Annotated in this window: 25 protein-coding genes and 1 tRNA gene; 16 read left to right on the top strand and 10 right to left on the bottom strand. The window is 64.1% G+C overall.

Features of this window, described 5'->3' with window-relative positions; all coding sequences use genetic code 11:
- Positions 1 to 166: 166 nt before the first annotated feature.
- The 4 genes from deoC to NKJ58_RS26445 all read left to right on the top strand — a co-directional run bounded on the left by deoC (position 167) and on the right by NKJ58_RS26445 (position 5,830).
- The gene (gene deoC / locus NKJ58_RS26460; RefSeq protein WP_023703681.1) at positions 167 to 1,216 is read left to right on the top strand and encodes a deoxyribose-phosphate aldolase; all 1,050 of its coding nucleotides are present in this window, start codon (positions 167 to 169) and stop codon (positions 1,214 to 1,216) included.
- A 226-nt stretch (positions 1,217 to 1,442) separates the two neighbouring features.
- Positions 1,443 to 3,815 carry an aldehyde dehydrogenase family protein gene (locus tag NKJ58_RS26455; RefSeq protein WP_352854157.1) on the top strand — a complete coding sequence of 791 codons (2,373 nt, stop codon included), beginning with the start codon at positions 1,443 to 1,445 and terminating at the stop codon, positions 3,813 to 3,815.
- A 291-nt stretch (positions 3,816 to 4,106) separates the two neighbouring features.
- Positions 4,107 to 4,838, top strand: a complete 732-nt coding sequence (locus NKJ58_RS26450; protein WP_027049181.1) for an SDR family oxidoreductase — start codon at positions 4,107 to 4,109, stop codon at positions 4,836 to 4,838.
- 146 nt (positions 4,839 to 4,984) lie between these two features.
- Positions 4,985 to 5,830, top strand: a complete 846-nt coding sequence (locus tag NKJ58_RS26445) for a fumarylacetoacetate hydrolase family protein (protein ID WP_352519710.1) — start codon at positions 4,985 to 4,987, stop codon at positions 5,828 to 5,830.
- 81 nt (positions 5,831 to 5,911) lie between these two features.
- Here NKJ58_RS26445 and NKJ58_RS26440 read toward each other — a convergent pair whose 3' ends face one another.
- Positions 5,912 to 6,931 (bottom strand): LLM class flavin-dependent oxidoreductase, encoded by a 1,020-nt coding sequence (locus NKJ58_RS26440; RefSeq protein ID WP_023711345.1) that lies wholly within the window; start codon positions 6,929 to 6,931, stop codon positions 5,912 to 5,914.
- 82 nt (positions 6,932 to 7,013) lie between these two features.
- Positions 7,014 to 7,211: a hypothetical protein gene (locus NKJ58_RS26435; protein ID WP_155923605.1), complete on the bottom strand. Its 198-nt coding sequence runs from the start codon at positions 7,209 to 7,211 to the stop codon at positions 7,014 to 7,016.
- Between the two features lie 60 nt (positions 7,212 to 7,271).
- On the opposite strand from NKJ58_RS26435, the gene msuE reads away from it, so the two are divergent.
- From msuE to NKJ58_RS26410, 5 genes are read left to right on the top strand one after another with little or no spacing between them, the layout of a single operon-like run.
- Positions 7,272 to 7,829, top strand: coding sequence for an FMN reductase (gene msuE, locus NKJ58_RS26430; RefSeq protein WP_023683545.1), 558 nt, complete (start codon positions 7,272 to 7,274; stop codon positions 7,827 to 7,829).
- Between the two features lie 55 nt (positions 7,830 to 7,884).
- Positions 7,885 to 9,261, top strand: coding sequence for an LLM class flavin-dependent oxidoreductase (locus NKJ58_RS26425; RefSeq protein ID WP_023703676.1), 1,377 nt, complete (start codon positions 7,885 to 7,887; stop codon positions 9,259 to 9,261).
- 25 nt (positions 9,262 to 9,286) lie between these two features.
- Entirely contained in the window at positions 9,287 to 10,135 is an 849-nt protein-coding gene (locus NKJ58_RS26420) for an ABC transporter permease (RefSeq protein WP_023683543.1), read from the top strand.
- A 40-nt stretch (positions 10,136 to 10,175) separates the two neighbouring features.
- Positions 10,176 to 11,174, top strand: a complete 999-nt coding sequence (locus NKJ58_RS26415) for an ABC transporter substrate-binding protein (RefSeq protein ID WP_352519709.1) — start codon at positions 10,176 to 10,178, stop codon at positions 11,172 to 11,174.
- A gap of 24 nt (positions 11,175 to 11,198) precedes the next feature.
- Positions 11,199 to 11,963 (top strand): ABC transporter ATP-binding protein, encoded by a 765-nt coding sequence (locus NKJ58_RS26410; protein ID WP_023683542.1) that lies wholly within the window; start codon positions 11,199 to 11,201, stop codon positions 11,961 to 11,963.
- Positions 11,964 to 12,005: 42 nt separating this feature from the next.
- On the opposite strand, the gene NKJ58_RS26405 is transcribed toward NKJ58_RS26410, so the two are convergent.
- From NKJ58_RS26405 to NKJ58_RS26390, 4 genes are all read right to left on the bottom strand, one after another.
- Positions 12,006 to 12,395 carry a hypothetical protein gene (locus NKJ58_RS26405; RefSeq protein ID WP_023683541.1) on the bottom strand — a complete coding sequence of 130 codons (390 nt, stop codon included), beginning with the start codon at positions 12,393 to 12,395 and terminating at the stop codon, positions 12,006 to 12,008.
- 1,034 nt (positions 12,396 to 13,429) lie between these two features.
- Positions 13,430 to 14,086, bottom strand: coding sequence for an outer membrane protein (locus NKJ58_RS26400; protein WP_023683539.1), 657 nt, complete (start codon positions 14,084 to 14,086; stop codon positions 13,430 to 13,432).
- Positions 14,087 to 14,284: 198 nt separating this feature from the next.
- Positions 14,285 to 14,360 (bottom strand) — tRNA-Ala (locus NKJ58_RS26395).
- Positions 14,361 to 14,533: 173 nt separating this feature from the next.
- Positions 14,534 to 14,926, bottom strand: a complete 393-nt coding sequence (locus tag NKJ58_RS26390; protein WP_023683538.1) for a TIGR02300 family protein — start codon at positions 14,924 to 14,926, stop codon at positions 14,534 to 14,536.
- 206 nt (positions 14,927 to 15,132) lie between these two features.
- Here NKJ58_RS26390 and aroA point away from each other — a divergent pair, with 206 nt between their 5' ends.
- From aroA to NKJ58_RS26370, 4 genes are all read left to right on the top strand, one after another.
- Positions 15,133 to 16,491: a 3-phosphoshikimate 1-carboxyvinyltransferase gene (aroA, locus tag NKJ58_RS26385; RefSeq protein WP_023683537.1), complete on the top strand. Its 1,359-nt coding sequence runs from the start codon at positions 15,133 to 15,135 to the stop codon at positions 16,489 to 16,491.
- Positions 16,492 to 16,731: 240 nt separating this feature from the next.
- A complete protein-coding gene (gene cmk / locus NKJ58_RS26380; protein ID WP_352519708.1) occupies positions 16,732 to 17,382 on the top strand; it encodes a (d)CMP kinase in 651 nt (216 codons plus the stop codon).
- Positions 17,383 to 17,586: 204 nt separating this feature from the next.
- Complete coding sequence (gene rpsA / locus NKJ58_RS26375; RefSeq protein WP_023671316.1) at positions 17,587 to 19,284, top strand: 30S ribosomal protein S1; 1,698 nt, start codon at positions 17,587 to 17,589, stop codon at positions 19,282 to 19,284.
- Between the two features lie 248 nt (positions 19,285 to 19,532).
- On the top strand, positions 19,533 to 20,354 hold the full coding sequence (locus NKJ58_RS26370) for an MOSC domain-containing protein (RefSeq protein ID WP_352519707.1): 822 nt from the start codon (positions 19,533 to 19,535) through the stop codon (positions 20,352 to 20,354).
- A 141-nt stretch (positions 20,355 to 20,495) separates the two neighbouring features.
- Here the strand turns inward: NKJ58_RS26370 and NKJ58_RS26365 are convergent, their stop codons facing one another.
- The 4 genes from NKJ58_RS26365 to NKJ58_RS26350 form a co-directional block, all read right to left on the bottom strand.
- A complete protein-coding gene (locus tag NKJ58_RS26365; RefSeq protein WP_352519706.1) occupies positions 20,496 to 21,203 on the bottom strand; it encodes an SDR family NAD(P)-dependent oxidoreductase in 708 nt (235 codons plus the stop codon).
- A 189-nt stretch (positions 21,204 to 21,392) separates the two neighbouring features.
- Complete coding sequence (locus NKJ58_RS26360; protein WP_352854151.1) at positions 21,393 to 22,973, bottom strand: 5-guanidino-2-oxopentanoate decarboxylase; 1,581 nt, start codon at positions 22,971 to 22,973, stop codon at positions 21,393 to 21,395.
- Entirely contained in the window at positions 22,970 to 23,638 is a 669-nt protein-coding gene (locus tag NKJ58_RS26355) for a TetR family transcriptional regulator C-terminal domain-containing protein (protein ID WP_352519704.1), read from the bottom strand. The genes NKJ58_RS26360 and NKJ58_RS26355 overlap by 4 nt, the downstream gene beginning before the upstream one ends.
- Positions 23,608 to 24,480, bottom strand: a complete 873-nt coding sequence (locus NKJ58_RS26350) for a dimethylarginine dimethylaminohydrolase family protein (RefSeq protein WP_023725952.1) — start codon at positions 24,478 to 24,480, stop codon at positions 23,608 to 23,610. Before NKJ58_RS26350 ends, NKJ58_RS26355 begins: the two co-directional genes overlap by 31 nt.
- Between NKJ58_RS26350 and NKJ58_RS26345 the strand changes: the two genes are divergently transcribed.
- The 3 genes from NKJ58_RS26345 (at position 24,407) to NKJ58_RS26335 (ending at position 26,377) form a co-directional block, all read left to right on the top strand.
- A complete protein-coding gene (locus tag NKJ58_RS26345; RefSeq protein ID WP_196813600.1) occupies positions 24,407 to 24,562 on the top strand; it encodes a hypothetical protein in 156 nt (51 codons plus the stop codon). The two genes, NKJ58_RS26350 and NKJ58_RS26345, sit on opposite strands and share 74 nt — an antisense overlap.
- Positions 24,563 to 24,706: 144 nt before the next feature.
- Positions 24,707 to 25,522, top strand: coding sequence for an ABC transporter ATP-binding protein (locus NKJ58_RS26340; RefSeq protein ID WP_023671322.1), 816 nt, complete (start codon positions 24,707 to 24,709; stop codon positions 25,520 to 25,522).
- A 54-nt stretch (positions 25,523 to 25,576) separates the two neighbouring features.
- Complete coding sequence (locus NKJ58_RS26335) at positions 25,577 to 26,377, top strand: transporter substrate-binding domain-containing protein (RefSeq protein ID WP_023671323.1); 801 nt, start codon at positions 25,577 to 25,579, stop codon at positions 26,375 to 26,377.
- The last annotated feature ends 112 nt before the right edge of the window (positions 26,378 to 26,489 follow it).

Raw genomic sequence — 26,489 nt, 5'->3', positions numbered from 1 at the left:
TCAAAATTCAGCTGCTTTCGCCGCCTTTTTCCGCTATGACCGCTTGAAGGACTCGTGAAGCGATGCTTCACGGGCTATCTTCGGTGTGCGTCGCCTAAAGCCGCCGTGCGGTCCGGGAGCAACGACACGCACCACGACGTAAAATCGTCGAGCGAAAGGGCAGGAGATGAGCAGCACAATCCGCGAAGCCGATCTCGGCGCGTCCAAGGTCACGCCGCTGCCGGCGCGTGCCGCAGCCAACACGCCCGTTCCGCAATCGCATGGCATCGCCCGCAACACCGGCATGCGGCTCGATCTCGGCTTCATGGAATCGGTGCGCTCGGTCAATCGCTCGGCGCTGGAGCGCCGCGTCGCCAGCCTGACCAAGCGTCGTTCGATCAAGGCCGACAACCAGGCGGCATGGCTGCTGCGCGCCGTCTCCTGCATGGATTTGACGACGCTGAATTCCAACGACACCGAAGAGCGCGTGCGCCGCCTGTGCGCCAAGGCGATCAACCCGTTCCGCCGCGACATCGTCGAGGGGCTTGGCATCGAGGGCGAAAAAATCCGCCCGGCGGCGGTCTGCGTCTATCATCCATTCGTCGCGACGGCTGTTGATGCCGTGCGCGGCACCGGCATCCATGTCGCCGCCGTCTCCACCGCTTTCCCGCACGGCCTTGCGCCGCTGTCGACCCGCCTGCAGGAGATCGAGGCATCGGTGCGCGACGGCGCGGACGAGATCGACGTCGTCATCCCGCGCGGCCTGGTCTTCGGCGCCAAGTGGCAGGAGCTCTACAACGAGATCGTCTCGATGCGCGAAGCCTGCGGCGATGCGCATCTCAAGGTCATTCTCGGCACCGGCGACCTCGCCACGCTGCGAAATGTCATGCTGGCCTCGATGGTGGCGATGATGGCCGGCGCCGATTTCATCAAGACCTCGACCGGCAAGGAAAGCGTCAACGCCACGCTGCCCGTCGGCCTTGCCATGGTGCGCGCCATCCGAGCCTATTTCGAGGAGACCGGCTTTCTCATCGGCTTCAAGCCGGCCGGCGGCATCTCTACCGCCAAGGCCTCGCTCGACTGGCTGGTGCTGATGAAGGAGGAGCTCGGCCGGCCCTGGCTGGAGCCAGACCTGTTCCGCTTCGGCGCCTCGAGCCTCCTCACCGATATCGAGCGCCAGCTCGAGCATCATCTGACCGGGCATTATTCGGCCAATCACCGCCACGCAATGGCGTGAGGCGGATGAAGGCCTTGAACGTCGTGTTCCTTCGCGCCTCCCTCTGTCCTGCCGGACATCTCCCCCACTTGGGGGGAGATTGGCTAACGTCGGCGATTTCGCCAATTGTCGACGTTTCAGAGCCGACAGGCGCGAAGGCTAATCTCCCTCCTTGTGGGGGAGATGTCCGGCAGGACAGAGGGGGGCGCCACAGAGCGCCTGCCAAGACGATTATCTGGAGCGCGTCATGAACATTCTCGAACGCTATCACGCCATGGAATACGGCCCGGCGCCGGAAGCCCGCACCGAGGCCGATGCCTGGCTTGCCGGACGCGATTTCGGCAAGGCGCTGTTCATCGACGGCGGCTGGAAGGCAGCAGGCGGCGGCAAGACCTTCGAGACCAGCGAACCCTCATCCGGCAAGCTGCTGGCAAAGATCTCCGATGCCGGCGCCGCCGATATCGACGCAGCCGTCGCCGCAGCCACCAGGGCCTTACCGAAATGGTCGGCATCCTCGGGCTACCAGCGCGCAAAAGTGCTTTACGCCATTGGCCGCGCGATGCAGCGTCATCAGCGCCTGTTCGCAGTGCTTGAGTCAATCGACAACGGCAAGCCGATCCGCGAAAGCCGCGACATCGACGTGCCGCTGGCCATCCGCCATTTCATCCATCATGCCGGCTGGGCACAGGCGCTGGACAAGGATTTCCCAGGCCACAAGGGTGTCGGCGTCGTCGGCCAGATCATCCCATGGAATTTCCCGCTGCTGATGCTGGCCTGGAAGATTGCGCCGGCGCTCGCCGCCGGCTGCACGGTGGTGCTGAAGCCGGCCGAGTTCACGCCGCTCACCGCCATCCTGTTTGCCGAGATCTGCGAGCGTGCCGGCGTGCCCAAGGGCGTCGTCAACATCGTCCAGGGCGGGCCGGAAGCGGGCGTCGCCATCGTCAACCATCCCGGCATCCAGAAGATCGCCTTCACCGGCTCTTCGGAGGTCGGCAAGATCATCAGGAAAGCCACGGCTGGATCGGGCAAGAAGCTGTCATTGGAGCTTGGCGGCAAATCGGCCTTCATCGTCTTCGAGGACGCCGATCTCGACAGCGCCGTCGAAGGACTGGTCGACGGCATCTGGTTCAACCAGGGCCAGGTCTGCTGCGCAGGCTCGCGGCTTCTGGTGCAGGAAGGCATTGCCGACGCGTTGATCGCAAAGGTCAAGGTCAGGATGAGCCGGCTTCGCGTCGGCAGCCCGCTCGACAAGAACACCGATATCGGACCGCTGGTCGACGCCACACAGCTCGACCGCGTCAAGGGCCTGGTCGCAGAAGGCGCCAGACAGGGCGCCGTCTGCTGGCAGCCCGACGCGGTGCTGCCGTCTTCCGGCTACTACCACCTGCCGACGCTCGCCACCGGTGTTTCGCCGGCAAATATATTGGCGCAGGAAGAGGTGTTCGGCCCGGTTCTGGCCACCATGACCTTCCGCAACACCGAGGAAGCGGTCGAACTCGCCAACAACACGCGCTATGGGCTGGCCGCCTCGGCGTGGAGCGAAAACATCAACCTCACGCTGCATGTCGCGCCGCAGCTGAAGGCCGGCGTCGTCTGGGTCAACGGCACCAACATGTTCGACGCCGCCTGCGGCTTCGGCGGCTATCGCGAAAGCGGCTTTGGCCGCGAGGGCGGGCGCGAGGGCATGTTCGAGTATCTCTCGGCAAAGCTGCCGCTCGGCCCGGTGATCAAGCCGACGGCGGCTTCGGCGCAGCCGGTCGAGCAATCGGATGGCGGCGCCATCGATCGTACCGCAAAGCTGTTCATCGGCGGCAAGCAGGTGCGGCCCGACGGCAATTATTCGCTGGCGATAGCCACTGCCAAGGGCAAGCTCGCCGGCGAAGTCGGTCTCGGCAGCCGCAAGGACATCCGCGACGCCGTTGCCGCCGCCCGCGCCTGCAAGGCCTGGCCGGAGGCGACCGCCTACAATCGTTCCCAGGTGCTCTACTACCTCGCCGAAAATCTGTCCGGCCGCACCGGCGAGTTCGCCGCCCGCCTCACCGAACTGACCGGCGCCAACGCCAAGGCCGCGCGGGAGGAAGTAGAACAGTCCATCGAGCGGCTCTTCCTCTATGCCGGCCTTGCCGACAAGTTCGAGGGCAGGGTGCATCAGCCACCGGCCCGCGCCGTCACGCTCGCTTTGCACGAGCCGGTCGGCGTCCTCGGCATCGTCGCCCAGGACAGCGCGCCGCTGCTCGGCTTGATCTCCCTGATCGCACCTGCGCTTGCCATGGGCAACACCGTGGTGGCCGTGCCGTCGGAAAAATACCCGCTGCTCGCCACCGATCTCTACCAGGTGATCGAATATTCCGACGTTCCGGCAGGCGCCATCAACATCGTCACCGGCCGCAGCGCCGAACTTTCCGGCGTGCTGGCCAAGCATGACGATGTCGACGGGCTCTGGCTGTTTGCCGATGCCGACACTTGCGCCAAGGCGGAGGCCGATTCCGTCGGCAATCTCAAGCGCGTCTGGACCGGCAACGGCCGCAGCCTCGACTGGGCGTCCGACGAGGCCGCCGGCGATGCCCTGCTGCGCCGCGCCGTCGAAGTGAAGAACGTCTGGGTGCCATACGGCGACTAATGCCGCCTGAAGCGCGCTGTGCTTGAGCGAACCATGGCAGCGTCACTCGTTGCCCGGTTGTCATACATGTTGTTGCATCAGAGCAAGCGATGTGCATTACATCGGCCGTCACGAAGGTGATCGCGTTCGGGCTTGACGCCCGGACGTGTGTTCTTTAACCAGAAAAAACATTTGTTATTTTGACTGATGGATTGTGCAGGCCGCATAGTCGCGCCTGCCTGGCACAGGACGCCCCGGTTAGCCGGCAGTAAATCGGGCCGAGAAGTGGCCAAAGAGGGCGAGGAGAAACGCATGGCGGATCTGGCAGGCAAGGTCGTTGTCGTCACGGCGGCGGCGCAAGGCATCGGCAGAGCGAGCGCTCTGGCCTTCGCCAAGGCAGGTGCCGTCGTGCACGCCACCGACATCAACGAGGCGCTGCTGGCCGAACTCGCCAAGACCTCCGGCATCAAGACCCGCAAGCTCGACGTCCTCAACGATGATGCCGTGATATCGGGCTTCGCCGAAATCGGCCGCGTCGACGTGCTGTTCAACTGCGCCGGCTTCGTTCATTCCGGCTCGATTCTCGAGATGAAGGATGCCGATCTCGATTTCGCCTTCAATCTCAATGTCCGCGCCATGATCCGCACCATTCGGGCCGTACTGCCCGGCATGCTGGAGCGCGGCGATGGCTCGATCATCAACATGTCGTCCGTCGCCGGCGCCGGCAAGGGCGTGCCCAACCGCTTCGCCTATGGCGTCTCCAAGGCGGCCGTGATCGGTCTCACCAAGGCGGTTGCCGCGGACTATGTCGCCAAGGGCATTCGCTGCAACGCCATCTGCCCCGGCACCGTCGAGAGCCCGTCGCTGCAGGACCGCATGCATGCGCAGGGCGATTACGAGGCGGCCCGCGCAGCCTTCATTGCCCGCCAGCCGATGGGCCGTCTCGGCACGCCCGAGGAAATCGCCGACCTTGCCGTCTACCTCGCCGGCGCCACTTACACCTCGGGGCAGGCCTATAATATCGACGGCGGCTGGTCGATCTGAGCATAGTCTCGATACGCAGGTTCCGGGTCGACCAGTCCTAAAGTCCGGCTTGCCCCAGGTCGGATCCGTTAGCCAGAGTCGGCCAGTCCTCGTCGCTTTGGCAGAGTGAGTTGAAAACGGCCTTGGGCCGCAATTTGGAGAGCAAGATGAAACTGCTGCGCTATGGCGAGATAGGGAGCGAACGCCCCGGCCTGCTCGATGCGGATGGAACGATCCGCGATCTTTCGGGTCATGTCACCGACATTGCCGGCAAGGCGCTCGATCCGGCGTCGCTCGAGACATTGTCGAAGCTCGATCCGAAGTCGCTGCCGGTGGTTTCCGGCAAGCCGCGCCTCGGCGCCTGCGTCGCCGGCACGGGCAAGTTCATCTGCATCGGCCTGAATTATTCCGATCATGCCGCCGAAACCGGCGCCACCGTGCCGCCGGAGCCGATCATCTTCATGAAGGCGAGTTCGGCCATTGTCGGCCCCGACGATGATGTGCTGATCCCGCGCGGCTCGGAAAAGACCGACTGGGAGGTTGAACTCGCCGTGGTCATCGGCAGAAAAGCCAAATATGTCAGCGAGGCCGATGCGCTGGATTATGTCGCCGGCTATGCCGTTGCCCATGACGTGTCCGAGCGAGCCTTCCAGGCCGAGCGCCAGGGCCAGTGGACCAAGGGCAAGAGCTGCGACACGTTCGGTCCGACCGGGCCGTGGCTTGTCACCAAGGACGAGGTTGCCGATCCGCAGAACCTCAAAATGTGGCTGACGGTCAACGGCAAGACGATGCAGAACGGCTCGACCAGGACCATGGTCTACGGCGTCGCCTATCTCGTTTCCTATCTCAGCCAGTTCATGTCGCTGCATCCTGGCGACATCATCTCCACCGGCACCCCGCCCGGCGTCGGTCTCGGCATGAAGCCGCCGGTGTTCCTGAAGCCCGGCGATGTGGTGGAACTGGGCATCGAGGGGCTCGGCCAGCAGAAGCAGACCTTCAAGGCGGATGCCTAGCCGCCTCTTCCCTTAGAGCGTTTCACCGTTTGCCGGCGAAACGGTCTATCTCTTTGTTTGCCGGGCGGCTGGCGCCTCTTGTCAGCGCCAGCCCAGAGCCGGCGCGACGTGCTTCAGGATCGCCTCGATGACGTGGGCGTTGTACTCGACGCCAAGCTGGTTGGGGACGGTCAGAAGCAGCGTGTCGGCCTCGGCGATCGCTTCGTCCTCTTTCAGCTGATCGATCAGCACATCGGGCTCCGCGGCATAGGAGCGGCCGAAGACGGCAAGCTTCTCAGGCTCGATATAGCCGAAATGATCTTCGCTGCTGCCGCCGCCGAAATAGGCGCGGTCGCGGTCGTTCACCAGCGCAAAGATGCTGCGGCTGACCGACACGCGCGGCTCGCGTGTGTGGTCGGCCGCCTTCCACGCCGCGCGATAGGCGCGGATCTGTTCGGCCTGCTGGATGTGGAGCGGCTGGCCGCCCTCATCGAACTTCAGCGTCGAACTTTGCAGGTTCATGCCGAGCTTGCCCGCCCATTCGGCGGTCGCGTTGGTAGCGGCGCCCCACCAGATCCGGTCGCGCAGGCCGGCCGAGAATGGCTCGAGCCGCAGCATTCCCGGAGGATTGGGGAACATCGGCCGCGGATTGGGTTGCGCGAAACCTTCGCCGTGCAGCACATTCAGGAAAACCTCGGCATGATTGCGCGCCATGTCGGCATCGCTTTTGCCGTCCTGCGGCACGTAGCCGAAGTAGCGCCAGCCGTCGATCACCTGCTCCGGCGAACCGCGGCTGATGCCAAGCTGCAGCCGGCCACCGGCGATCAGGTCGGCAGCACCCGCATCCTCGGCCATATACAGCGGATTCTCATAGCGCATGTCGATGACGGCGGTGCCGATCTCGATGCGGCTGGTGCGGGCGCCGACCGCGGCCAGAAGCGGAAACGGCGAAGCGAGCTGGCGGGCAAAATGATGGACGCGGAAATAGGCGCCGTCCGCGCCCAGCTCCTCGGCGGCGACGGCCAGGTCGATCGACTGCAGCAGCGCGTCGGACGCCGAGCGCGTCTGCGATTGCAACGAGGGCGACCAATGGCCGAAGGAAAGAAAGCCGATCTTCTTCATGCGCGTATCCTGTTCTTTGATTGCAGTTGCCTACTTCGTCGCCCACGCGATTGGGTTCAATCGACACTGACACAACGCAGTGTCAATGCCGCCGGCCCTTGACGGTTTCGCGACGATACCCATCGGTGCGCAAAGGACCAAGGCCATGGTCCCCGGCGATGCCCTGCGCGACCGCGTCAGCATCTGCCGCGGCGCTTTTGGGGCCAAATGAACCAACCAAAGGCGATGTACCGCAAACTCCATTCGCTTCAGAGCCCGGTTTTGAAATCTTCTCGCTCATTTAATTCTACAAAATCGGTAGGCTTAATGCGGATAGTGCGTTTGCGAGAAGGAGCCTCGGATGTCAAAAAAGCTGGTGGTGGGGTTGTCCGGCAACCTGACCCGTCCGTCCAAGACGAAGGCATTCGTCAGCCACATCGCCGGTGAGGTGGCGAGCCGGGCCGGCTCGGCTTTGAGCGTTTTCGACATCGAGGATCTCGGCCCGTCCTTTGCGCCTGCAAGACAGCTTGGCGATCTCGATCCGGCGGCGCGCGGTATTATCGAGCAGCTGCTCGGCGCCGACGTGCTGGTGGTCGGCTCCCCGACCTTCAAGGGCAGCTACACCGGGCTGTTCAAGCACTTCTTCGACCTGCTCGACCCGTCGTCACTGCGCGGCAAGCCGATCATCCTGGCGGCAACAGGCGGCGGCGAGCGTCATTCGCTTGTCGTCGAACACCAGTTGCGGCCGTTGTTCGGCTTCTTCGAGGCGCAGACCCTGCCGACCGCGATCTACGCCTCGGACAAGGACTTTGCAGATGGCGTGCTGGTGTCAGAGGCAGTCAAGGCGCGAGCCCGGCAGGCGGTCGCCGAGGCATGCCGGGTGGCCGGCGTGCCCTACAGCGTCGTCCTTGCCGCCTGAAACCACGATCCGCGACGCAATATTCCATCCCGCATAGACCAGAAGGACGCCTGCAATGACTCGAGCCAGCAAGTCCGATAGCAGGCCGCGGCAGATCAAGCTAGGCGCTTTCCTGCCCGGCGGCGGGCAGCATATCGCCGCCTGGCGTCATCCCGATGCGCCGGCCGACGGCGCCACCAATTTCGAGTTCCACAAGCAGCTGGCGCTGACCGCCGAGCGCGGCCTGTTCGACGCCTATTTCCTGGCCGACAACCTGACCGTCGGCCTCGGCGCCCGCGAGGGCGGCAACGCCAAGATCGCCGGCTTCGAGCCGGTGACGCTGTTTGCGGCGCTGGCGCCGCTGACGACGCATCTCGGCTTCATCGCAACGGCGTCCACCACTTATGAGGAGCCTTACACGCTGGCGCGCAAATTCGCTTCGCTCGACCTGTTGTCGAACGGCCGCGCCGGCTGGAACGTGGTGACCTCGGCCGGCGACGAAACGGCACGCAATTTCAACCGCGACGTCCAGCCCAGCCATGCCGAGCGCTATGCCAGGGCGCATGAGCATGTCGAGACGGTCAAGGCGCTGTGGGACAGCTGGGAGGATGACGCCTTCATTCGCGACAAGCAGTCGGGCCGCTTCTACGACAAGGACAGATTGCACGACATCGACCACAAGGGCGAGCATTTCAGCGTCAAGGGTCCGCTCAACGTGCCGCGCCCGGTGCAGGGACATCCGGTTGTCGTACAAGCGGGGCAGTCGGAAGACGGCCGCGGGCTTGCCGCGCACTCGGCCGAGGTCATCTTCACCGCCCATCAGAAGCTCGAGACGGCGCAGGAATTCTACCGCGACATCAAGGCGCGCGTGGCTGAAGTCGGCCGCGATCCCGACCAGGTGCTGATCATGCCGGGCGTCGCGCCCTTCGTCGGCCGCACCGAGGACGAGGCCCGTGCCAAATACCAACAGCTTAACGACCTTATCCTGCCCGAGGACGGTGTCGCCCTGCTCAACGGGCTGGCCGGCCAGACGCTCGACATCAGGGGCTATCCGCTCGACGGCCCGTTGCCGCCGAGCAAGGAAACCGAAGGCATGAAAAGCCGCCAGGCGCTGATCCGGCAGATTGCCGACGAGCACAACTTCACCATACGCCAGCTTTACCAATGGGTAGCGACGGCGCGCGGCCACTACACCATCGTCGGCAGCGTCACGCAGGTCGCCGACCAACTGGAAGAATGGTTTACCAGCGAGGCGGCCGACGGCTTCAACATCCTGCCGCCCTGGCTGCCCGGCGCGCTCGACGATTTCGTCGATCTGGTCATTCCCGAACTGCAGCGGCGCGGCCTGTTCCGCACGGCTTACGAAGGCCGCACGTTGCGCGAGAACCTCGGCCTCAGGCGGCCGGAAAATCCATGGACCGTCGCTCGCTCGACCGTCCTTGCCGCCGAATGATCCGCGTAGCCGAACGGGTGAAACAATGACATTGCAGCACATCGATCGGCAAATCACGGTTCGCCGCAGTGGTGGCGAAACCGGGCTCGGCACCGACTTCCTGCGCCTCGGCGGCCGGGCTGCTGTTCGCTTCCTGAAGCGCTACGGCGTGCTTGCCGGCTTCCTGGCGCTCTGGCAGGTGGCGAGCAGCGTCGGATGGGTCAACGCGGCGGTGCTGCCGCCGATCGACATGATCGTCGAAGCGCTCTGGAAGGGGCTTGCCGGCGGCAGCCTGCTCGGCGACATCGCCATCAGCCTGCAGCGCGCCGGCATCGCCTTTGCCGCAGCCGTCGCCGTCGCCATTCCGCTCGGCCTGTTCATGGGCCAGGTGCGCCCGGTCGAAACCGCGCTCGATCCGATCCTGCAGGTGTTCCGGCAGACCTCTGCACTGGCGCTCTACCCGGTGTTCATCCTGCTCTTGGGACTTGGCGAGACCTCGAAGATCTTCGTCATCTTCTGGGCGACGCTGTTTCCGCTGCTGCTCAACACCACCAGCGGCGTCAAGGAAGTCGATCCCAAGCTGCTTGAAATGGCGCGCGTCTATGGTGCAAGCCGGCTCACCGTGTTTCGCCGCGTCGTACTGCCGGGCGCCGTGCCGTCGATCTTCGTCGGCTTGCGGCTGAGCGCCACCACGGCGCTGCTGCTGCTGATCGCGTCCGAGATGATCGGTGCCAACAAGGGCATCGGCTTCCAGGTGATGAACGCGCAGTACAATTTCCAGATCCCGCTGATGTTTGCGGCAATCGTCATCCTCGCCGGGCTTGGCCTGATCGCCAACCAGGCATTGGTCACCCTGCAGCGGCGGCTCTGTCGCTGGAGCAATCCTGTCAACTGAGCAGTCCGCCCCTCACCGTTTACCTCACAAGGACCCGATCATGAAAATCACCCGCCGTTCGCTGCTTGCCGGCGCGCCGCTTGCCGCCGGCCTCATCGCCGCCGGCCTGCCGCGCCTGGCCTTTGCGCAAGCCGCAGCCGTCAAGTTCCGCTACCTCGCCAGCCGTGGCAGCATCTCCCCGCATGAGCTGGCCGACGAGCTCGGCTACTTCAAAGGGCTCGGCGTCGAGCTGGAGAATGTCGGCTATTCCTCGGGTGGACCGGAATCGCTGTTTGCGCTGTCTTCCGGCAGCGTCGACATCGGCTCGGCCGCCACCGCGGCGGTGATCAACTCGATCTCGGGCGGCAACGACTTCGTCGCGGCGTATCCGAGCAACGGCATCAACAAGGATGTGAAGAGCGTCTTCTACGTGCTGGAAGACAGCCCGATCAAATCGATCGCCGACATTGCCGGCAAGACCATCTCGGTCAACACGCTCGGCGCTCATCTCGACTATACGGTGCGTGAGGCCCTGCACAGCGTCGGCCTGCCGCCGACCGCCGCCAACCTCATTGTCGTGCCCGGCCCGCAGCTTGAGCAGACGCTGCGCTCGCGCCAGGTCGACATTGCCGGCCTCGGCTACTGGCAGGCGACCTTTGCCGGCGCGCTGGTCGCCAATGGCGGCGTGCGCGGCGTGTTCGACGACACGCAGGTGCTCGGCGAACTCGCCGGCGGCTTCGTCGTACTCAGGCGCGACTTCATTGCCGCCAACCCGGATGCGGCGCGCAACTTCGTCGAACAGTCGGCGCGCGCCTCGGACTGGTCGCGCCAGAACCCGGACGAAGCCCGCAAGGTGCTGGCCACTATCCTCGACAAGCGCGGTGAAAACGGCGATCTCGCCCGCTACTGGACCGGCTTTGGTCTGCGCGAAGGTGCGCAGGCGACCGACCGCGACATCGACTTCTGGGTCGCCGTGCTGGAGCGCGACGGCCGTCTGGCCACGGGCAAGCTGAAAGCCGCCGACATTCTGTACCGGCCCGGCGAAACCAAGATCAACTGAGCTCTGAAATAGCTGAGAGATGAGATGACCGGTTCCAACCGCGGCGGGGAGGTCTCGATCCGCGACCTGTCCAAATCCTTCAGCCTCGGCGGGCGCCAGCTTGCCGTGCTGCGGACGCTCAACCTCGACATTCGTTCGGGGGAATGCCTGGTCATTGTCGGCGCCAGCGGCTCCGGCAAGACCACGCTGCTGCGTATTCTGGCCGGGCTGGAGGCGGCCGACAGCGGCGGTGTCGCGATCGACGGCCAGCCGGTGCATGGCGTCGGCGCCGAGCGTGCCGTGATCTTCCAGGAGCCGCGGCTGCTGCCGTGGCTGAGCGTGCTCGGCAATGTCGCGTTCGGCCTCGAAGTGCGCGGTGTTCCCAAGAGACAAGCCGAGGAACGCGCCCGCTTCTACGTCGCCCTGGTCGGCCTTGCCGAATTCGCGGATGCTTTTCCGAGCCAGCTTTCCGGCGGCATGGCGCAGCGCGTCGGCATCGCCCGGGCGCTCACCGTGCAGCCCGAAATCCTTCTGCTCGACGAGCCGCTCGGGGCGCTGGATGCCATGACCAAGATCGGCATGCAGGAGGAACTGGCGCGCATCTGGAGCGAAGAGAACGTCACCATGGTGATGGTCACCCACGATCTGGAGGAGGCGATCTATCTGGCTGACCGCGTGCTGATCCTGCCCAAGGAGAAAGGCGGCGCGGCGCGGTTGATCGACATCGACCTGCCACGCCCGCGCGAGCGCAGCGAGAGCCGCTTCGTGCGCTATCGCGAAGAACTGCTGCGCGAATTCGGCCTGCACTGATCGGGGCAGGCGCGAACCGTAGGCTGACACTCGCTCTCGCGATTACTGCTTGGTGAACGTGCCCGTATAGGTTCGGTCGGCAAGCCCATAGGTGACGGCCAGCGTTCCGTCCGCCTGAATGACCGCGCTGACGTCCGCGCCATTGGGAAGGCGCCGCAGTTTCAACGTGTTGCCGAAAATCTTGCCTTCGCCATCGGCCACGCCCGGTTTGTTGTCGGCGACATCGCCCCAGGCATAGGTGGCGGTGACATTGCCGCCGCGCGTAATCGTCAGCACGGCGAGCTTGCCGTCATACATCCCGTCCAGCTGTCCGCCCCATATGCCGGAAAACGCGACATATTTGGCCGGGACGCCTTCGCCGGGCGGCATAACCCGCACGGATGGATCGAGGACCGCCGCACCATCCGGAGCAGAGATCGCGGCAGGCGCCATGGGCTGAGGTGCGGGCGCTGGCGGCGGCGATGATGGTTCAGGCGCCGACTGGCAGGCGACAAGCATGAATGCCGCGAAACCGAGCGTCGGAAAGAGACTGTTTGGTGGAGCCAATCGGGATCGAACCGACGACCTCTTGAATGCCATTCATAGGGCCTTTCTTTCGTTCTGTTTCCGTGCGTTGCAGCCAGTGTCCGGGAAGTTATTAGTTTCAACGCAAATCAGCTACGGTGCTTCCGTGAGTGTCGCCGGGTTGTCTATTTTATGGTGCCCTGGCGGTGCCCCGACCCTCCAAGCGGTGCCACAGTATGTCCGAAGGCGCCAAATCAGTCAAAATCACAAAGCGCGTGGTGGGCGCTACGAAGCCGAACGGCACGGACTTCTGTATTCGACAGCGAGCGGATCGGGTTTGGCCTTCGCGTTCGCGCCACCGGCGGCATTTCGTGTTATCTTGCGCTACCGAGCCTGGTCCGGGCGATCTGCGTGACAATTGCCAAGGTTGGCAAGGTGACGGCCACTCACGCGCTCGACGTGACGACTTAGCAGGCGTAGGTCTATGGGAGCCTTGGAGAGCGGTGGCTGGTAAGCCAGGCAGGTAAAGGGACCATCCAACCCGCCGCTCGTTCGTCTATGCTGGCTCATTCCAGCTACTCCAGACCGATTGCCCCCAGCTCAAGCTGGCGGGCTTTTTCGTGCGGCCCAAGAACATCCTTGGAGCGAGGATGTTCAGTCGCACCCGGACGTTCTTCATCGGTCGCCCGTGCTTTTCGCCCTTATTATTTGCTCTGCCGCCGGCGCCACTGTCTGTTGTCGGTGGCGAGGCCGCTATCACCTTCTGAGCGGGCTAGCGAGGGAGTGCCTTCGACGGTGAAGACGATTCCGGCCTCTTCAAACGCTTTGCGGACTGCCGCGATATCGTGAGGACGCGATTTCCTGAATCCGTTCTCGAGACCGCTGATCGCCATTCCGCTAAGGTCGACCTTTGCGGCAAGTCGCACACGCGACCAGTTCAGCAAGGCTCGTGCTGCTAACAGCTAGAATTTCATCGCGACGCCGACGCGGAAGTCGTGCGTCTGAACCGTGTGTTCGAGTGTGCACCCGCCACCGCAATATTCTAGCGATTTCTTGCCAAAGAAGGAGAAATCATACTCTCCGCGCAAAAACACGTTGTGGGTGAGTGCGACGTCTAAACCTGCTCCAACGATGCCGCCTACCAAGGTGGCATCGCGCTCCGCGTCACCACCTGGATAGAACGTCTTCAACTTTGCGGCGGTTACCCCCGCCGTGACGAACGGCATGTACGCTCCCATGTCCATTCCGACTCGACCCTTTACAGAGCCAAACAACCCGGTGGAAGCGTCGAGGACGCCTGGGCCAGGAATGTCGTTGAAGGTGTTCTTCTTGAAGCGATACCCAAGCTCGCCTTCGACGCCGTAGACAATCTTGCCCGACTGGAAGTTATAGCCCGCAAAGCCGCCGATTGTTGCCGAGCCGGGGCTGTGGGTAGCTCCGGCGCCAATGTTCGGCTCATCGATCTTGTAGTGCTCCAGCGTTCCCGCGCCGAAGATACCAGCGTAAGGTCCTTGCCAGGTCCATTCAGGGGTGTCCACAGGAGCAGTAATGGTGTCGGCGGCGATTGCCGGCGCGGTCACCGAAAGCGCGATAAGTGAAGCGAAAAGAAAGGCTTTCATCGGAATCCCCAGCAGAATGTCAGGCAACTAGTAGAATATGCCTGCAACTTTGTATGTAGCTAGGAAGCCACACCTGTCGGCAAAGTGTGCCCGCAGTGGAATCCGTCGACGTGAAACACTGCGGTGCCCCGGAACTAATCACAGTAACAGCGTTAAGCAAGCCGCGATGCTAAATGCATGGAAACATTGCAGACTGTTTGGTGGAGCCAATCGGGATCGAACCGACGACCTCTTGAATGCCATTCAAGCGCTCTCCCAACTGAGCTATGGCCCCACTCCGGCAGTCAGCCGTCGCCGTTGCCGGCGAGAGGTCCGGCGCGGGTTTCAGGACCGCGCCGTTTAGTGCAGGCGGCTTCTAACCCCGCCTTCCCTGAAGATCAAGCCTTCGAGGGCCGCTTTTTCGTCATAGCCCGTGAACGCCGCTAAATGCATGCGTTCGAAGCGTTCTTAGACTTCGTCGTCGTCGTCGCCGACGCCGATCATGTCGGCGACATCGTCGTCTTCTTCCTCTTCGTCCGCAAGGAAAGTATCGTCCTCATCGTCGCCTAGATCGACATCGTCCTCGTCGTCGCCCAGGTCGGGAAGCTCGTCGCCGGCCTTGACGTCTTCGTCGGCCTCTTCAAGCGAGACGACTTCAACGCCTTCTTCTTCCTCGGCGTCCACTTCCTTCTCGGCCACTTCCTCTTCCTCTTCGAGGGCGGCGATCTTGCCGTCCTCGAAATAGGAACGCGGATACGTCTTGCCCGTATAGGGCGAGACGATAGGGTCCTTGTTCAGGTCGTAGAATTTTCGGCCCGTTTCAGGGTCGACACGCTTTGTGCCAAGTTCGTTTTTTGCCACGTCAAGCCTCGTCAGTAAAAGAGTGGTCCCCTTAACCACAGTTTACCGCGCTGTCAAAGCGAAAAGCCGGCGTCACAAAACCAAGCACTGAAAGGCCTCGCGCCAAGCGGCGACCATGGGGATGACCATTTCCCCCCGCCGTGATACGAGACCGCCGCAACAAATGAAAAGCGCCGGTGCGCCGGCATTCCGTCCAGGGAAATTCCATGTCTCACGCCGCCGCTGCCAAGCCGGCCACCGCCCGCAAATCATCTGCCCTTTCCGGCACCGCTCGCGTGCCGGGCGACAAGTCGATTTCGCACCGTTCCATGATGTTCGGCGGGCTCGCGTCCGGCGAAACCCGCGTCACCGGCCTGCTCGAAGGCGAGGATGTGATGCGCACGGCTGCCGCCATGAAGGCGATGGGCGCGCATATCGAGAAGCGCGGCGCCGAGTGGGTGATCCGCGGCACCGGCAATGGCGCGCTGCTGCAGCCGGAAGGCCCGCTCGATTTCGGCAATGCCGGCACCGGCTCCCGCCTCACAATGGGCCTTGTCGGCACTTACGACATGGAAACCACCTTCATCGGCGACGCATCGCTGTCGGGACGGCCGATGGGCCGCGTGCTCGAACCCTTGCGCCAGATGGGCGTGCAGGTGCTGAAGGCGACGCCGGGCGACCGCATGCCGATCACGCTGCATGGGCCGAAACACGCCGCACCCATTACCTACCGCGTGCCGATGGCCTCGGCGCAGGTGAAGTCGGCCGTGCTGCTGGCAGGCCTAAACACGCCCGGCATCACCACCGTGATCGAGCCGGTGATGACGCGCGATCATACCGAAAAGATGCTTAGGGGATTTGGCGCCAATCTCTCGGTCGAGACCGACGAGCGCGGCGTGCGCCACATCTTCATCGAGGGCCAGGGCAAATTGACGGGGCAGACCATCGCCGTGCCCGGCGACCCCTCCTCGGCCGGCTTCCCGCTGGTCGCGGCCCTGATCGTGCCGGGTTCGGACATCGTCATCGAGAACGTGCTGATGAACCCGACCCGCACCGGGCTGCTTTTAACGCTGCAGGAAATGGGCGGCCAGATCGGCATCTTGAACCCGCGCAATTCCGGCGGCGAGGATGTCGCCGATCTGCGCGTGCGCTACTCCGAGCTCAAGGGCGTCACCGTGCCGCCCGAGCGGGCGCCGTCTATGATCGACGAATACCCGGTGCTGGCTGTTGCCGCGAGCTTCGCCGAGGGCGAGACGCTTATGCAGGGGCTGGAAGAGTTGCGGGTGAAGGAATCCGACCGACTGGCAGCGGTTGCCAATGGGCTGAAGCTCAACGGCGTCGACTGCACCGAAGGCGAAGCTTCGCTCGCGGTGCGCGGAAAGCCCGGCGGCAAGGGGCTGGGCGGCCATCCCAATGGCCAGGACACGACGGTGCAGACGCATCTCGACCATCGTATCGCCATGAGCTTCCTGGTAATGGGGCTGGCAACGGAAAAGCCGGTGACCATCGACGACGCCGCCATGATCGCGACGAGTTTCCCGGAGTTCATGGGGCTGATGACGGGGCTCGGTGCGGAGATCGGGTAGGTTGATGCCAAGCGCAAAGCTAGCAGAGATGTCGGCGGGACAGCGCCCCCCTCTGTCCTGCCGGACATCTCCCCCGCAAGGGGGGAGATCAGCCGTCACCGCAGCCTTCGCTAGTCTTCAACGCTACAGAATTGAGCAGGGCGCCAAAGCCGCCAATCTCCCCCCTTGCGGGGGAGATGTCCGGCAGGACAGAGGGGGGTGTGAAGGATCGCGGCGCCTGTACCTTTCTTTGGCCCGACCATGACCCACACCTTCACCATAGCCATCGACGGCCCGGCCGGCGCCGGCAAGGGCACGCTGGCCCGCCGGCTGGCCGACCACTACCGTCTCAACCTGCTCGACACCGGCCTCACTTATCGCGCGGTCGCCCATGCGTTGATCCGGCACGCGCTGCCGCTCGACAATGTCTCGGCCGCCGAAACCGCTGCCCGCCAGGTCAATCTAGCCAAGCTCGACCGGGCGGTCTTGTCGGCGCATGCTGTCGGCGAAGCGGCTTCGAAGGTAGCGGTTTACCCTACCGTTCGGCGCATCCTGGTCGAAAAGCAGCGCGATTTCGCCAAAACGCCGCCGGGCGCGGTGCTCGACGGGCGCGACATCGGCACGGTCGTGTGCCCTGACGCCAACATAAAGCTCTATGTGACGGCGAGCGCGCAGGTGCGCGCGCAGCGCCGGCTGGCGGAGATCGAGAGCATCGGCGGCACTGCCAATTACGCCGAAATCCTTGCCGATATCGTGCGCCGCGACGAGCGCGACGTGGGCCGCGCCGACTCGCCGCTGAAGCCGGCGGCGGACGCGCACTTGCTTGATACCTCCGAAATGGCTATAGAGGCCGCGTTTCTAGCGGCCAAAGCGATCATCGACGACGCCCTGGCCAAGAGAGACAAAGCCTGATCTGAGGTTTTCCCCGCGTTTCCGTTGCCGGAGGCGAAGAAAATACCCATATCGGGCACGAACCAGCCTGCCAGCATTCTTCATGCGCCGGAATTGCCGCTTAGGCGGCCCAGGGCTTTTGTAGCCCGGAACGCCGGCAGGCCAACGCAACGCTAACCCACGGCGCCCGTCCCGCAAGAGATGCGGGGCACTCCAGGAGAAAATATGTCAGCTGCAAATCCCACTCGCGACGATTTCGCGAGCCTGCTCGAAGAATCATTTACCACCGGTCATTCCGGCGAAGGTCAGGTCGTCAAGGGCACGATCCTGGCGATCGAAAAAGACATGGCCATCATCGATGTCGGCCTCAAGGTCGAAGGCCGCGTGCCGCTGAAGGAATTCGGCGTCAAGGGCAAGGACTCGACGCTCAAGGTCGGCGACACCGTCGAGGTCATGGTCGAGCGCATCGAGAACGCACTGGGCGAAGCCGTCCTGTCGCGCGACAAAGCCCGCCGCGAAGAGAGCTGGGTCAAACTCGAAGAGAAGTTCACCAAGGGTGAGCGCGTCGAAGGCGTTATCTTCAACCAGGTCAAGGGCGGCTTCACCGTCGACCTCGACGGCGCCGTGGCCTTCCTGCCGCGCAGCCAGGTCGATATCCGCCCGATCCGCGACGTCTCCCCGCTGATGCACAACCCGCAGCCCTTCGAGATCCTCAAGATGGATCGCCGCCGCGGCAACATCGTGGTGTCGCGCCGCACCGTGCTCGAGGAAAGCCGCGCCGAACAGCGTTCGGAAATCGTGCAGAACCTCGAAGAAGGCCAGGTTGTCGAAGGCGTCGTCAAGAACATCACCGATTACGGTGCGTTCGTCGACCTCGGCGGCATCGATGGCCTGCTGCATGTTACCGACATGGCGTGGCGCCGCGTCAACCATCCGACCGAAATCCTCAACATCGGTCAGACGGTCAAGGTGCAGATCATCCGCATCAACCAGGAAACCCACCGCATCTCGCTCGGCATGAAGCAGCTCGAGAGCGATCCGTGGTCCGAGATCGGCACCAAGTTCCCGATCGGCAAGAAGATCAAGGGTACCGTCACCAACATCACTGACTACGGCGCCTTCGTCGAGCTGGAGCCGGGCATCGAAGGCCTCATCCACGTTTCGGAAATGTCGTGGACCAAGAAGAACGTGCACCCCGGCAAGATCCTGTCGACGACGCAGGAAGTCGATGTTGTCGTGCTCGAGGTCGATCCGGCCAAGCGCCGCATCTCGCTCGGCCTCAAGCAGACGCTGGAAAACCCGTGGCAGGCTTTTGCCGCGAGCCATCCGGTCGGCAGCCAGGTCGAGGGCGAGGTCAAGAACAAGACCGAGTTCGGCCTGTTCATCGGCCTCGAAGGCGACGTGGACGGCATGGTGCACCTCTCCGACCTCGACTGGACCCGTCCGGGCGAGCAGGTCATCGAAGAGTACAATCGCGGCGACATGGTCAAGGCGCAGGTGCTCGACGTCGACATCGACAAGGAGCGCATCTCGCTCGGCATCAAGCAACTGGCCAAGGATACGGTCGGCGAAGCCGCGACTTCAGGCGAACTGCGCAAGAACGCGGTGGTCACCTGCGAAGTCACGGGCATCAAGGATGGCGGTCTGGAAGTGCGGCTGGTCGACAGCGGCATCGAGACCTTCATCAAGCGCAACGACCTCAGCCGTGACCGCGACGAGCAGCGCCCCGAGCGCTTCTCGGTCGGCCAGAAGCTCGACGCCCGCGTCATCGCCTTCGACAAGAAGACCCGCAAGCTGCAGGTCTCGATCAAGGCGCTGGAAATCGCCGAAGAGAAGGAAGCCGTCGCACAGTACGGCTCTACCGACTCCGGCGCTTCGCTGGGCGACATCCTTGGCGCCGCGCTGAAGAAGCAGGGCAGCTAAGCCGCTTCGCGCGCAGCGCGTAAGTCGCTTCGCGCAAGCGTAAACCTCGGCTGCGCCTCACGCGCGGCTTGAACAAGAAGACCCGCGGGCCGCAAGGCTCGCGGGTTTTTTCATGCTCGGCGACGCGGTTGGCACAAGACAAAGACGGCGGAACCCCTTCAATTCCGCATGCGCGGCTGTAGGCTCGGCTGTCGTTGCAGACGTAAACACGGAAGTCCGGCCCTTCGGGCAACGGAGAAGCATGCGCGATGAAGGTCGTCGAACTCTATCGCTATCCGGTCAAGAGCCTGCGCGGCCATGCCGTGCCGAGCGCCGACATCGAGACAATGGGCATGGAAGGCGACCGCCGTTGGATGGTCGTCGACAAGGATGGGCAATTCCTCACCATTCGCCAGATACCTGATATGACGACGATCGACGTCGAGCATCGCGGAACGGGCATCCTGTTGAAACATGACAGGCATGGCTCGCACTTCGTCGAGGCTCCGGCTCCCGGCACCGCGCTCCGGCAAGTCAAGATCTGGAAGGATATGGCTGCCGCGCGGCCGGGCGATCCGGCCGCCGGCGCCTATCTCTCGGCTATTCTTGGCCGGCCCGTCGATCTCGTCTATTTCGACGATCCGCAAAACCGGCCGGTCGATGCGGAATTCGGCCAGCCCGGCGATTTCGTCGGCTTTGCCGACGGTTTTCCGCTGCTGATCGCCACGACAGGCTCGCTGAACCATCTGAACAGCCATCTTGCCAGGCCCATCGAGATGGCGCGGTTCCGGCCAAACATCGTCGTCGACGCAGACGGCGCATGGCTCGAAGACAGCTGGAAGACGATCCGCATCGGCGCTGTCGAGTTGCGCATCGCAAAGCCTTGCTCGCGGTGCGTCATCACGACCCGAGATCCGTTGAGCGGCGAGCAGCCGGACCCGCGCGAGCCGTTGCAGACGCTTGGCAAACTCCACCGCTCCGCCAAGGGCGGCATCATTTTCGGCCAGAATGCCATTCCCAACAACGCCGGCACGATCGCCATCGGCGACGCAGTCGAGGTCGTGGAAGTGGGGGTCTCGAACCTGACGTAGTCGCAGGCCTTCTAGTCTAATGCCGTGGAGGCGTCGGCGGTCGCCATGATTGAATGGCCAACCTCCGCTGTAGATCAGGCGAGGTCGGCAAAGGCCGCCATCGGAAGCCAAACCAAATGAGCCGCTCTGCGCGGCGGAACTTCAGGCGCGGCCGTAGAGCGGCACCAGCGTGCCGCTCATTGCCAGATTGGCGGGTGATGCCAGATAGGCGATTGCCTCGGCGGCGGCTTCGAGGCTGACCCATTTGCCGAAATCGGCGTCCGGCATATCGGCGCGGTTGGCCGGCGTATCGAGCGTCGAAGGCGCAACCGCATTGACCAGTATGCCTTTGTGCTTCAGCTCTTCCGCCATCGCCACGGTCATCGCCGCCACCGCCGCTTTGCTGGCGCTATAGGCGACCATGCCGGCACCCCGGCGCGGGTCGAGCCCGGCGCGTGCCGTGACATTGACGATGCGGCCCGCTGTGTTCGAGCCCAGCATGGAGCGCACCGCAGCGCGGCAGCACAGAAAGGCGGTGCGGGCGTTGGTGTCCATCATTTCGGCAAAGGATGCGGATTCGATCTTCTCGACCGGGGCTGCGGCAAAGCCGCCGGCCAGATGGATGGAGGCCCACAATTCGGGAACGCTGTCATAGAAGGCATCGACCTTGGCAGGATCGGCGAGATCGACATTATGCGCCAGCCGGACGCGATCATGGGCCGCGAAGGGGAAATGCGTGGGGGCCGACGCGTGGGCATTGGGCACATGGCAGATCGCGCCGTCCGCCAGCAATTTGCCGACGACCGCGGCACCCAGCGCCCCGGTGCCACCGGTCACCACGATATGCTTGCCCTGAACTGTTTCCGTCATCCTGGACGCTCCTGTCGTTTCTTATGATTATGCCGCTTGTCGTGCCGCGCCGACGCAAAGCGTCGCGCCTTTTGCACGATCACTCAACCGACATCTTGACATGGCAGTTGTTGCGTCTTTGCATCGCTCGAAGCCGCCGACCGCCCCTTCCGACCCCCGCGCATGGACATCCGGGCGCGCGGCCAGGCGTCAGTAGATGGTGATTTCGATGACGTGAGGCATGCCCGTTGCGCGTGCGCGTTTGAGCGCATCGGCGAGACCGGCAGTACCGGCAAGCCGTTCGGCTGATATGCCGTAGGCATCGGCCAGCTTGCAGAAATCCGGCGGCGCCGGGGACACGCCGACCGGCTCGACGCCGACATCGAGCATCGACGTTTCGATCTCGCGATAGCCTCTGTTGTTCCAGACGACGAAGATGACCGGTGCGGGTGCATCGAGCGCCGCGCCCAGCTCCGGCAAGGTGAACTGAAAGCCGCCGTCGCCGGTGAGGCAAACCACCGGCACGCCGGGCGTGGCGAGCGCTGCGCCGATCGCCGCCGGCGGCCCGTAGCCGAGCGCGCCGAAACCGGTGGCGGCGTTGAACCAGCCGCCTGGCCGGTCATGGTCGTAATAGAGATTGGCGGCGTAGATCGGCTGGGTGGAATCGCCGACGATGATGGCGCCCGGCAGTGCGTCGCGGATGGTTTCCACCGCACGCACCTGCGCGGCATAGGCCGGGCTGAGCTCGGCAAAGGCCGCCTTCCTCGACGCGGCTGCGCGGCTCTCGCCGTCCTTCGCCGCGGCATGATCAGGGTGGAGCGCGCCTAGCAGTGCACCAAGCGCCTCCGCGCAATCGGCCTGGATGCCGACGCTCACCGGGCGGCGGGCGAGCTGGTCGGCGCCGATATCGATGCGGATCAGATTGGCGGGCAGCACGAAGCCGCCGTCGCTGTAACCGTCATAGTCGGTCGGGCCGAATTCGGTGCCGGCGGCGATGACCAGATCGGCGTCTGCCATCAGCGCACGCACCGCCTTCAGGCTGGGGCTGGCCGGCACGCAAAGCGGATGCGCGTGCAGCAGACCGCGCGCATTGGCGGTCTGGACGACAGGTGCGCCGAGCCGCTCGGCCAGGCGCTGCAGTGGCTGTTCGGCGCGCTTGGCGCCGCCACCGGCAAGGATCAGCGGCCGGCGCGCGGCTGCGATCAGTCTGGCGGCCTCGGCAATGGCCGAGCCATCCGGCGCCGGCGCCGCCGCATTGGTGAGCGAAGCAGCGATGCCGTCGGCCGGTTTGACCATGACGTCGGTCGGGATCTCGATATGGACGGGGCCTGGCCGCGACGACGAAAACAGCGCAAAGGCCCGCGCCAGAGCGCCCGGCAATTCGCTGGCCTCGGTGACACGCTGCGAAAACAGCGCCACCTTCTCCATCATGCCGCGCTGGTCCGGCAGTTCGTGCAGGAAGCCCAGCCCCTTGCCCAGCGTCGGCATCGCGTTGACGCCCGAAATCACCAGCATCGGCACCGAATCGGCGCGCGCCTGGCCCATTGCGGTGATGGTGTTGGTCAGCCCCGGTCCGGTGATGACAAAGGCAACGCCCGCCCGGCCGCTGGCGCGGGCATAGCCGTCGGCCATGAAGCCGGCGCCCTGTTCGTGACGCGGCGTGACATGGCGTATCTTTGAACGCGCCAGCCCGCGGTAAAGCTCGACAGTGTGGACGCCAGGAATGCCGAAAACGGTGTCGACGCCATGCGCTTCGAGCAGCGTGATCAGCGCTTCGCCGATGGTGGTCATGGCTTCTCTCCCTTTTGCGGCGCGAGGCCGAGCTCGGCCTCTATGGCTTTGACGCCGATCGCCGCCAATTCTCCAGGCGAGAACATCTCTGCGGCCAGACAGCCTTCGATCCAGAGCCCGTCGATGATCGCGTTGATCGCAATGGCATGGCGGCGCAGCTCATTCGCGTCCGGCCTGCGTCGTTCGGCGCCGAGCACTTCGGCGACGACCGCTTCCACCTCGTTGCGAAAGCCGAGATAGCCTTCGCGGTGGGCGCGAGCCAGGCTCGGATCCGCGCCGGCGCGGCCGATGAAGGTTGCCCACAGCGAAAACACGCGTGCATCGATGATCGGCACGTTGAGGTTGGCGGCAACGAAGGCCGCAAGGCGCCGGCGCGGCGAGGCGTCTTCCATGAGCAATGCCGCCTTCGCCTGCTCGGTCATACGGCCCATCAGCGCCGCGTACGCTTCCTGCAGCAAGTCTTCCTTGCCGGGGAAATAGTGCCGGATCAGCCCCGCGGTGACGCCGGCGCGCAGTGCGATGGTGCGCAGGCTGGCGCCCTCCAGCCCATGTTCGGCCACGCTGTCCAGGGTCGCGTCGATCAAATCCTGCCGCCGCCGCTCCTCGCCCTCGCGGCGGAACTTGCGGCGCTCATTCATTGCCGCAGGATGGGCCGCGTCAGGCATGTCGGCCCACCTTCGCAGGCGATGCAGAGGGCATCCGCCTCGAAGATTTGAACCGTGCAGCCGGCGGCTTCCATCGCGGCCTTGGTCTTGGGAAAGCCGGCGACGGCAATGACCTTGTGCGGGCTGGTCGGCAGCACGTTCAGGCTGAGGCCGTTGGACGCGGCAAACTCTTCGGCGTCGCCTTCCACCAGCCGGATGCCGCGCGCCTTCAGCAACTGATAGAACGGCGCCGGCAAAAGCGGTGAATAGACCAGGGCCAGGTCGTCGGCCAGCGGGCTGATCACCGACATCAGATGCAGGCACGCCTCCTCGCCCTGCCACAGCGGCAGATCGAAGCCGTAGACGGAAATGCCGAGCGGCGTCAGCAGATTGGAAACCTGCTGTATGCCTTCCTGGTTGGAGCGCACCCCGCGCCCGATCACCAGCGTGCTGGCATCCAGCCATACGCAATCGCCGCCTTCGACCTGGCCGGGAGCCTGGACGCGGCCGAGGATGGGAATACCCAGGCGTGTGTAGGTTTCCTCATGCAGCGATGGCTCCCGGGCGCGCAATGGCTTGCCCATGGACAGGATCAGCGCGCCGCGGTCGGTCATCAGCGACGGGTCGTGGGTGAATACGGAATCCGACAGCCCGTCGGCCTTGTCATCGATCCATTCGATTTCGGCGCCGGACGCCGTCACCAGCTCAGCGAGAGCCGCGTGCTGCGCCGCCGCTTTCGCCGGATCGAAACCCGGGCCATAGTGCCAGGTAGCCCGGTCGGCACCGCGCATGGCATTGGCCGCCGACCGCATCAGCACGCGCCGCAACGGCGCCGCCATGGATTGTGATCCGAAAGCGCTCATCAGTGCCCTTTTCAATGCCGTGTTCAAGGTGAAAAAAATGGAAAAAATTTCATCGGAGGCTATTTATACACTTGCACAATAAGGCCGCAAGTGCCGTAATGAGCGGGATTGACGGGCTCGCGCTGTTGGGTCCATGCTGAAGTCTGGAGTGGGCATTACAGCGTATGTTGATTAGCCGGATAGACGTTCGACGATCTGCCGTGGACCCTGTGGCAGAGGTTCCCCGGTGAGCGCGGCGGGAACCGCCGCAGTCCAATCCGGCAAGGCGCAGGACGGCGCCGCCGAAGCCATCCATGTCGAGAACCTGCACAAGAAATTCGGCCATCTGCATGTGCTGAAAGGCGTTTCGCTGTCGGCGCGCGACGGCGAGGTGATCGCCATTATCGGCGGCTCGGGTTCCGGCAAGTCGACGCTGCTGCGCTGCATCAACTGCCTGGAAAATCCGACCAGCGGCATCATCCGCGTCAATGGCGAGGAGATCAAACTCAAGGCCGACAGCCACGGCCACACCGTGCCTGCCGACCGCCGGCAGATCGAACGCATCCGCGCCAAGCTCGGCATGGTGTTCCAGAACTTCAACCTGTGGAGCCACATGACGCTGATCGAGAACGTCATCGAAGTTCCGGTGCATGTTCTGGGCGTCAGGCGCGACGTGGCGATCAGGGAAGCCGAAAAGCTTTTGGCGCGGGTCGGCCTCGCCGAAAAGCGCGACGTCTATCCGGCCTATCTCTCCGGCGGTCAGCAGCAGCGCGCGGCGATCGCCCGCGCCCTGGCCATCAACCCGCGCGTCATGCTGTTCGACGAGCCGACCTCGGCGCTCGACCCGGAGCTGGTTGGCGAGGTGCTGAAGGTGATCGGCGACCTGGCGCGCGAGGGCCGCACCATGGTGCTGGTCACGCATGAAATGAAATTCGCCCGCGAGGTCGCGACCCATGTCGTCTACCTCTGCAACGGGCTGGTCGAGGAAGAGGGGCCGCCGGAGCAGATATTCGGCGCACCGAAATCCGAAAGGCTGAAGCAGTTCATCCGCAACATCGGCTAGGACAAGCCGGGACGGAAGAAAACCGGGAACCAACAACAAACTGGGAGTCGTGACATGAAGACTGTTCTGAAAACATTCGCCGCAGCGCTGCTGCTCGGCGTCGCCGCCATGGGCGTGGCCAAGGCCGATCCGGTCAAGATCGGCGTCGCCGCCGAGCCCTATCCGCCCTTCACCTCGCCGGACGCTTCCGGCAAATGGGTTGGCTGGGAAATCGAGTTCATCGACGCCGTCTGCGCCGAGGAGAAGCTCGACTGCGTCATCACGCCTGTCGCCTGGGACGGCATCATCCCGGCGCTGACGACCAAGAAGATCGACGTCATCGCCAGTTCGATGTCGATCACTGCCGAACGCGAGAAGACCATCGACTTCTCGGATAAGTACTACAACACGCCGACCGCCATCATCGGGCCGAAGGACCAGAAATTCGGCGCCACGCCCGACGATCTCAAGGGCAAAGTGCTCGGCGTGCAGGTGTCGACCACCCATTCGGCCTATGCCAAGAAGCATTTCGGGCCCACGGCCGCCGAGATCAAGGAATACCAGACGCAGGACGAAGCCAACAACGATCTGGCCGCAGGCCGCCTCGACGCCGTCCAGGCGGATTCGATCGCGCTCGACGCATTCCTGAAGTCGGACCAGGGCAAGGCCTGCTGCGATCTGAAGGGCATGGTGGCTCCGGACGATGAAGTGCTCGGACCGGGCGTGGGCGCCGGCGTGCGCAAGGAAGACACCGACCTTAAGGCCAAGATCAACGCCGGCATCAAGGCGATCCGCTCGAACGGCAAATATGACGAGATATCGAAGAAATACTTCGATTTCGACATTTACGGTGGTGGCGGCGCGCAGTCGAACTGACGATCCTCGCATGAGCTAGGGGGCATGGCGTTAGCGCCATGCCTCCCTGCCCGATCTTTCCCAGACATGCTTGCCGCCGGCGCTGCCGTCGGCGGTTAGAGCCAGCATCCGG

Source organism: Mesorhizobium sp. M0139 (assembly GCF_040322455.1).
Taxonomy (GTDB): domain Bacteria; phylum Pseudomonadota; class Alphaproteobacteria; order Rhizobiales; family Rhizobiaceae; genus Mesorhizobium.
The sequence above is the reverse complement of the archived record's forward strand: the minus strand, read 5'-3'. Positions and strand labels throughout refer to the sequence as shown.

Bases quoted from the DNA above. Each gene is read 5' to 3' on its own strand.
- NKJ58_RS26455 (WP_352854157.1), top strand. From the start codon at position 1,443: ATGAACATTCTCGAACGCTATCACGCCATGGAATACGGCCCGGCGCCG.
- NKJ58_RS26435 (WP_155923605.1), bottom strand. From the start codon at position 7,211: ATGAGCGAGAAGATTTCAAAACCGGGCTCTGAAGCGAATGGAGTTTGC.
- NKJ58_RS26445 (WP_352519710.1), top strand. From the start codon at position 4,985: ATGAAACTGCTGCGCTATGGCGAGATAGGGAGCGAACGCCCCGGCCTG.
- NKJ58_RS26425 (WP_023703676.1), top strand. From the start codon at position 7,885: ATGACTCGAGCCAGCAAGTCCGATAGCAGGCCGCGGCAGATCAAGCTA.
- aroA (WP_023683537.1), top strand. From the start codon at position 15,133: ATGTCTCACGCCGCCGCTGCCAAGCCGGCCACCGCCCGCAAATCATCT.
- rpsA (WP_023671316.1), top strand. From the start codon at position 17,587: ATGTCAGCTGCAAATCCCACTCGCGACGATTTCGCGAGCCTGCTCGAA.
- NKJ58_RS26355 (WP_352519704.1), bottom strand. From the start codon at position 23,638: ATGCCTGACGCGGCCCATCCTGCGGCAATGAATGAGCGCCGCAAGTTC.
- NKJ58_RS26410 (WP_023683542.1), top strand. From the start codon at position 11,199: ATGACCGGTTCCAACCGCGGCGGGGAGGTCTCGATCCGCGACCTGTCC.
- NKJ58_RS26450 (WP_027049181.1), top strand. From the start codon at position 4,107: ATGGCGGATCTGGCAGGCAAGGTCGTTGTCGTCACGGCGGCGGCGCAA.
- NKJ58_RS26350 (WP_023725952.1), bottom strand. From the start codon at position 24,480: ATGAGCGCTTTCGGATCACAATCCATGGCGGCGCCGTTGCGGCGCGTG.
- NKJ58_RS26440 (WP_023711345.1), bottom strand. From the start codon at position 6,931: ATGAAGAAGATCGGCTTTCTTTCCTTCGGCCATTGGTCGCCCTCGTTG.
- NKJ58_RS26400 (WP_023683539.1), bottom strand. From the start codon at position 14,086: ATGAAAGCCTTTCTTTTCGCTTCACTTATCGCGCTTTCGGTGACCGCG.
- NKJ58_RS26365 (WP_352519706.1), bottom strand. From the start codon at position 21,203: ATGACGGAAACAGTTCAGGGCAAGCATATCGTGGTGACCGGTGGCACC.
- NKJ58_RS26345 (WP_196813600.1), top strand. From the start codon at position 24,407: ATGGCATTGGCCGCCGACCGCATCAGCACGCGCCGCAACGGCGCCGCC.
- NKJ58_RS26415 (WP_352519709.1), top strand. From the start codon at position 10,176: ATGAAAATCACCCGCCGTTCGCTGCTTGCCGGCGCGCCGCTTGCCGCC.
- NKJ58_RS26360 (WP_352854151.1), bottom strand. From the start codon at position 22,973: ATGACCACCATCGGCGAAGCGCTGATCACGCTGCTCGAAGCGCATGGC.
- NKJ58_RS26335 (WP_023671323.1), top strand. From the start codon at position 25,577: ATGAAGACTGTTCTGAAAACATTCGCCGCAGCGCTGCTGCTCGGCGTC.
- deoC (WP_023703681.1), top strand. From the start codon at position 167: ATGAGCAGCACAATCCGCGAAGCCGATCTCGGCGCGTCCAAGGTCACG.
- msuE (WP_023683545.1), top strand. From the start codon at position 7,272: ATGTCAAAAAAGCTGGTGGTGGGGTTGTCCGGCAACCTGACCCGTCCG.
- NKJ58_RS26405 (WP_023683541.1), bottom strand. From the start codon at position 12,395: ATGGCGCCTGCCGCGATCTCTGCTCCGGATGGTGCGGCGGTCCTCGAT.
- cmk (WP_352519708.1), top strand. From the start codon at position 16,732: ATGACCCACACCTTCACCATAGCCATCGACGGCCCGGCCGGCGCCGGC.
- NKJ58_RS26420 (WP_023683543.1), top strand. From the start codon at position 9,287: ATGACATTGCAGCACATCGATCGGCAAATCACGGTTCGCCGCAGTGGT.
- NKJ58_RS26370 (WP_352519707.1), top strand. From the start codon at position 19,533: ATGAAGGTCGTCGAACTCTATCGCTATCCGGTCAAGAGCCTGCGCGGC.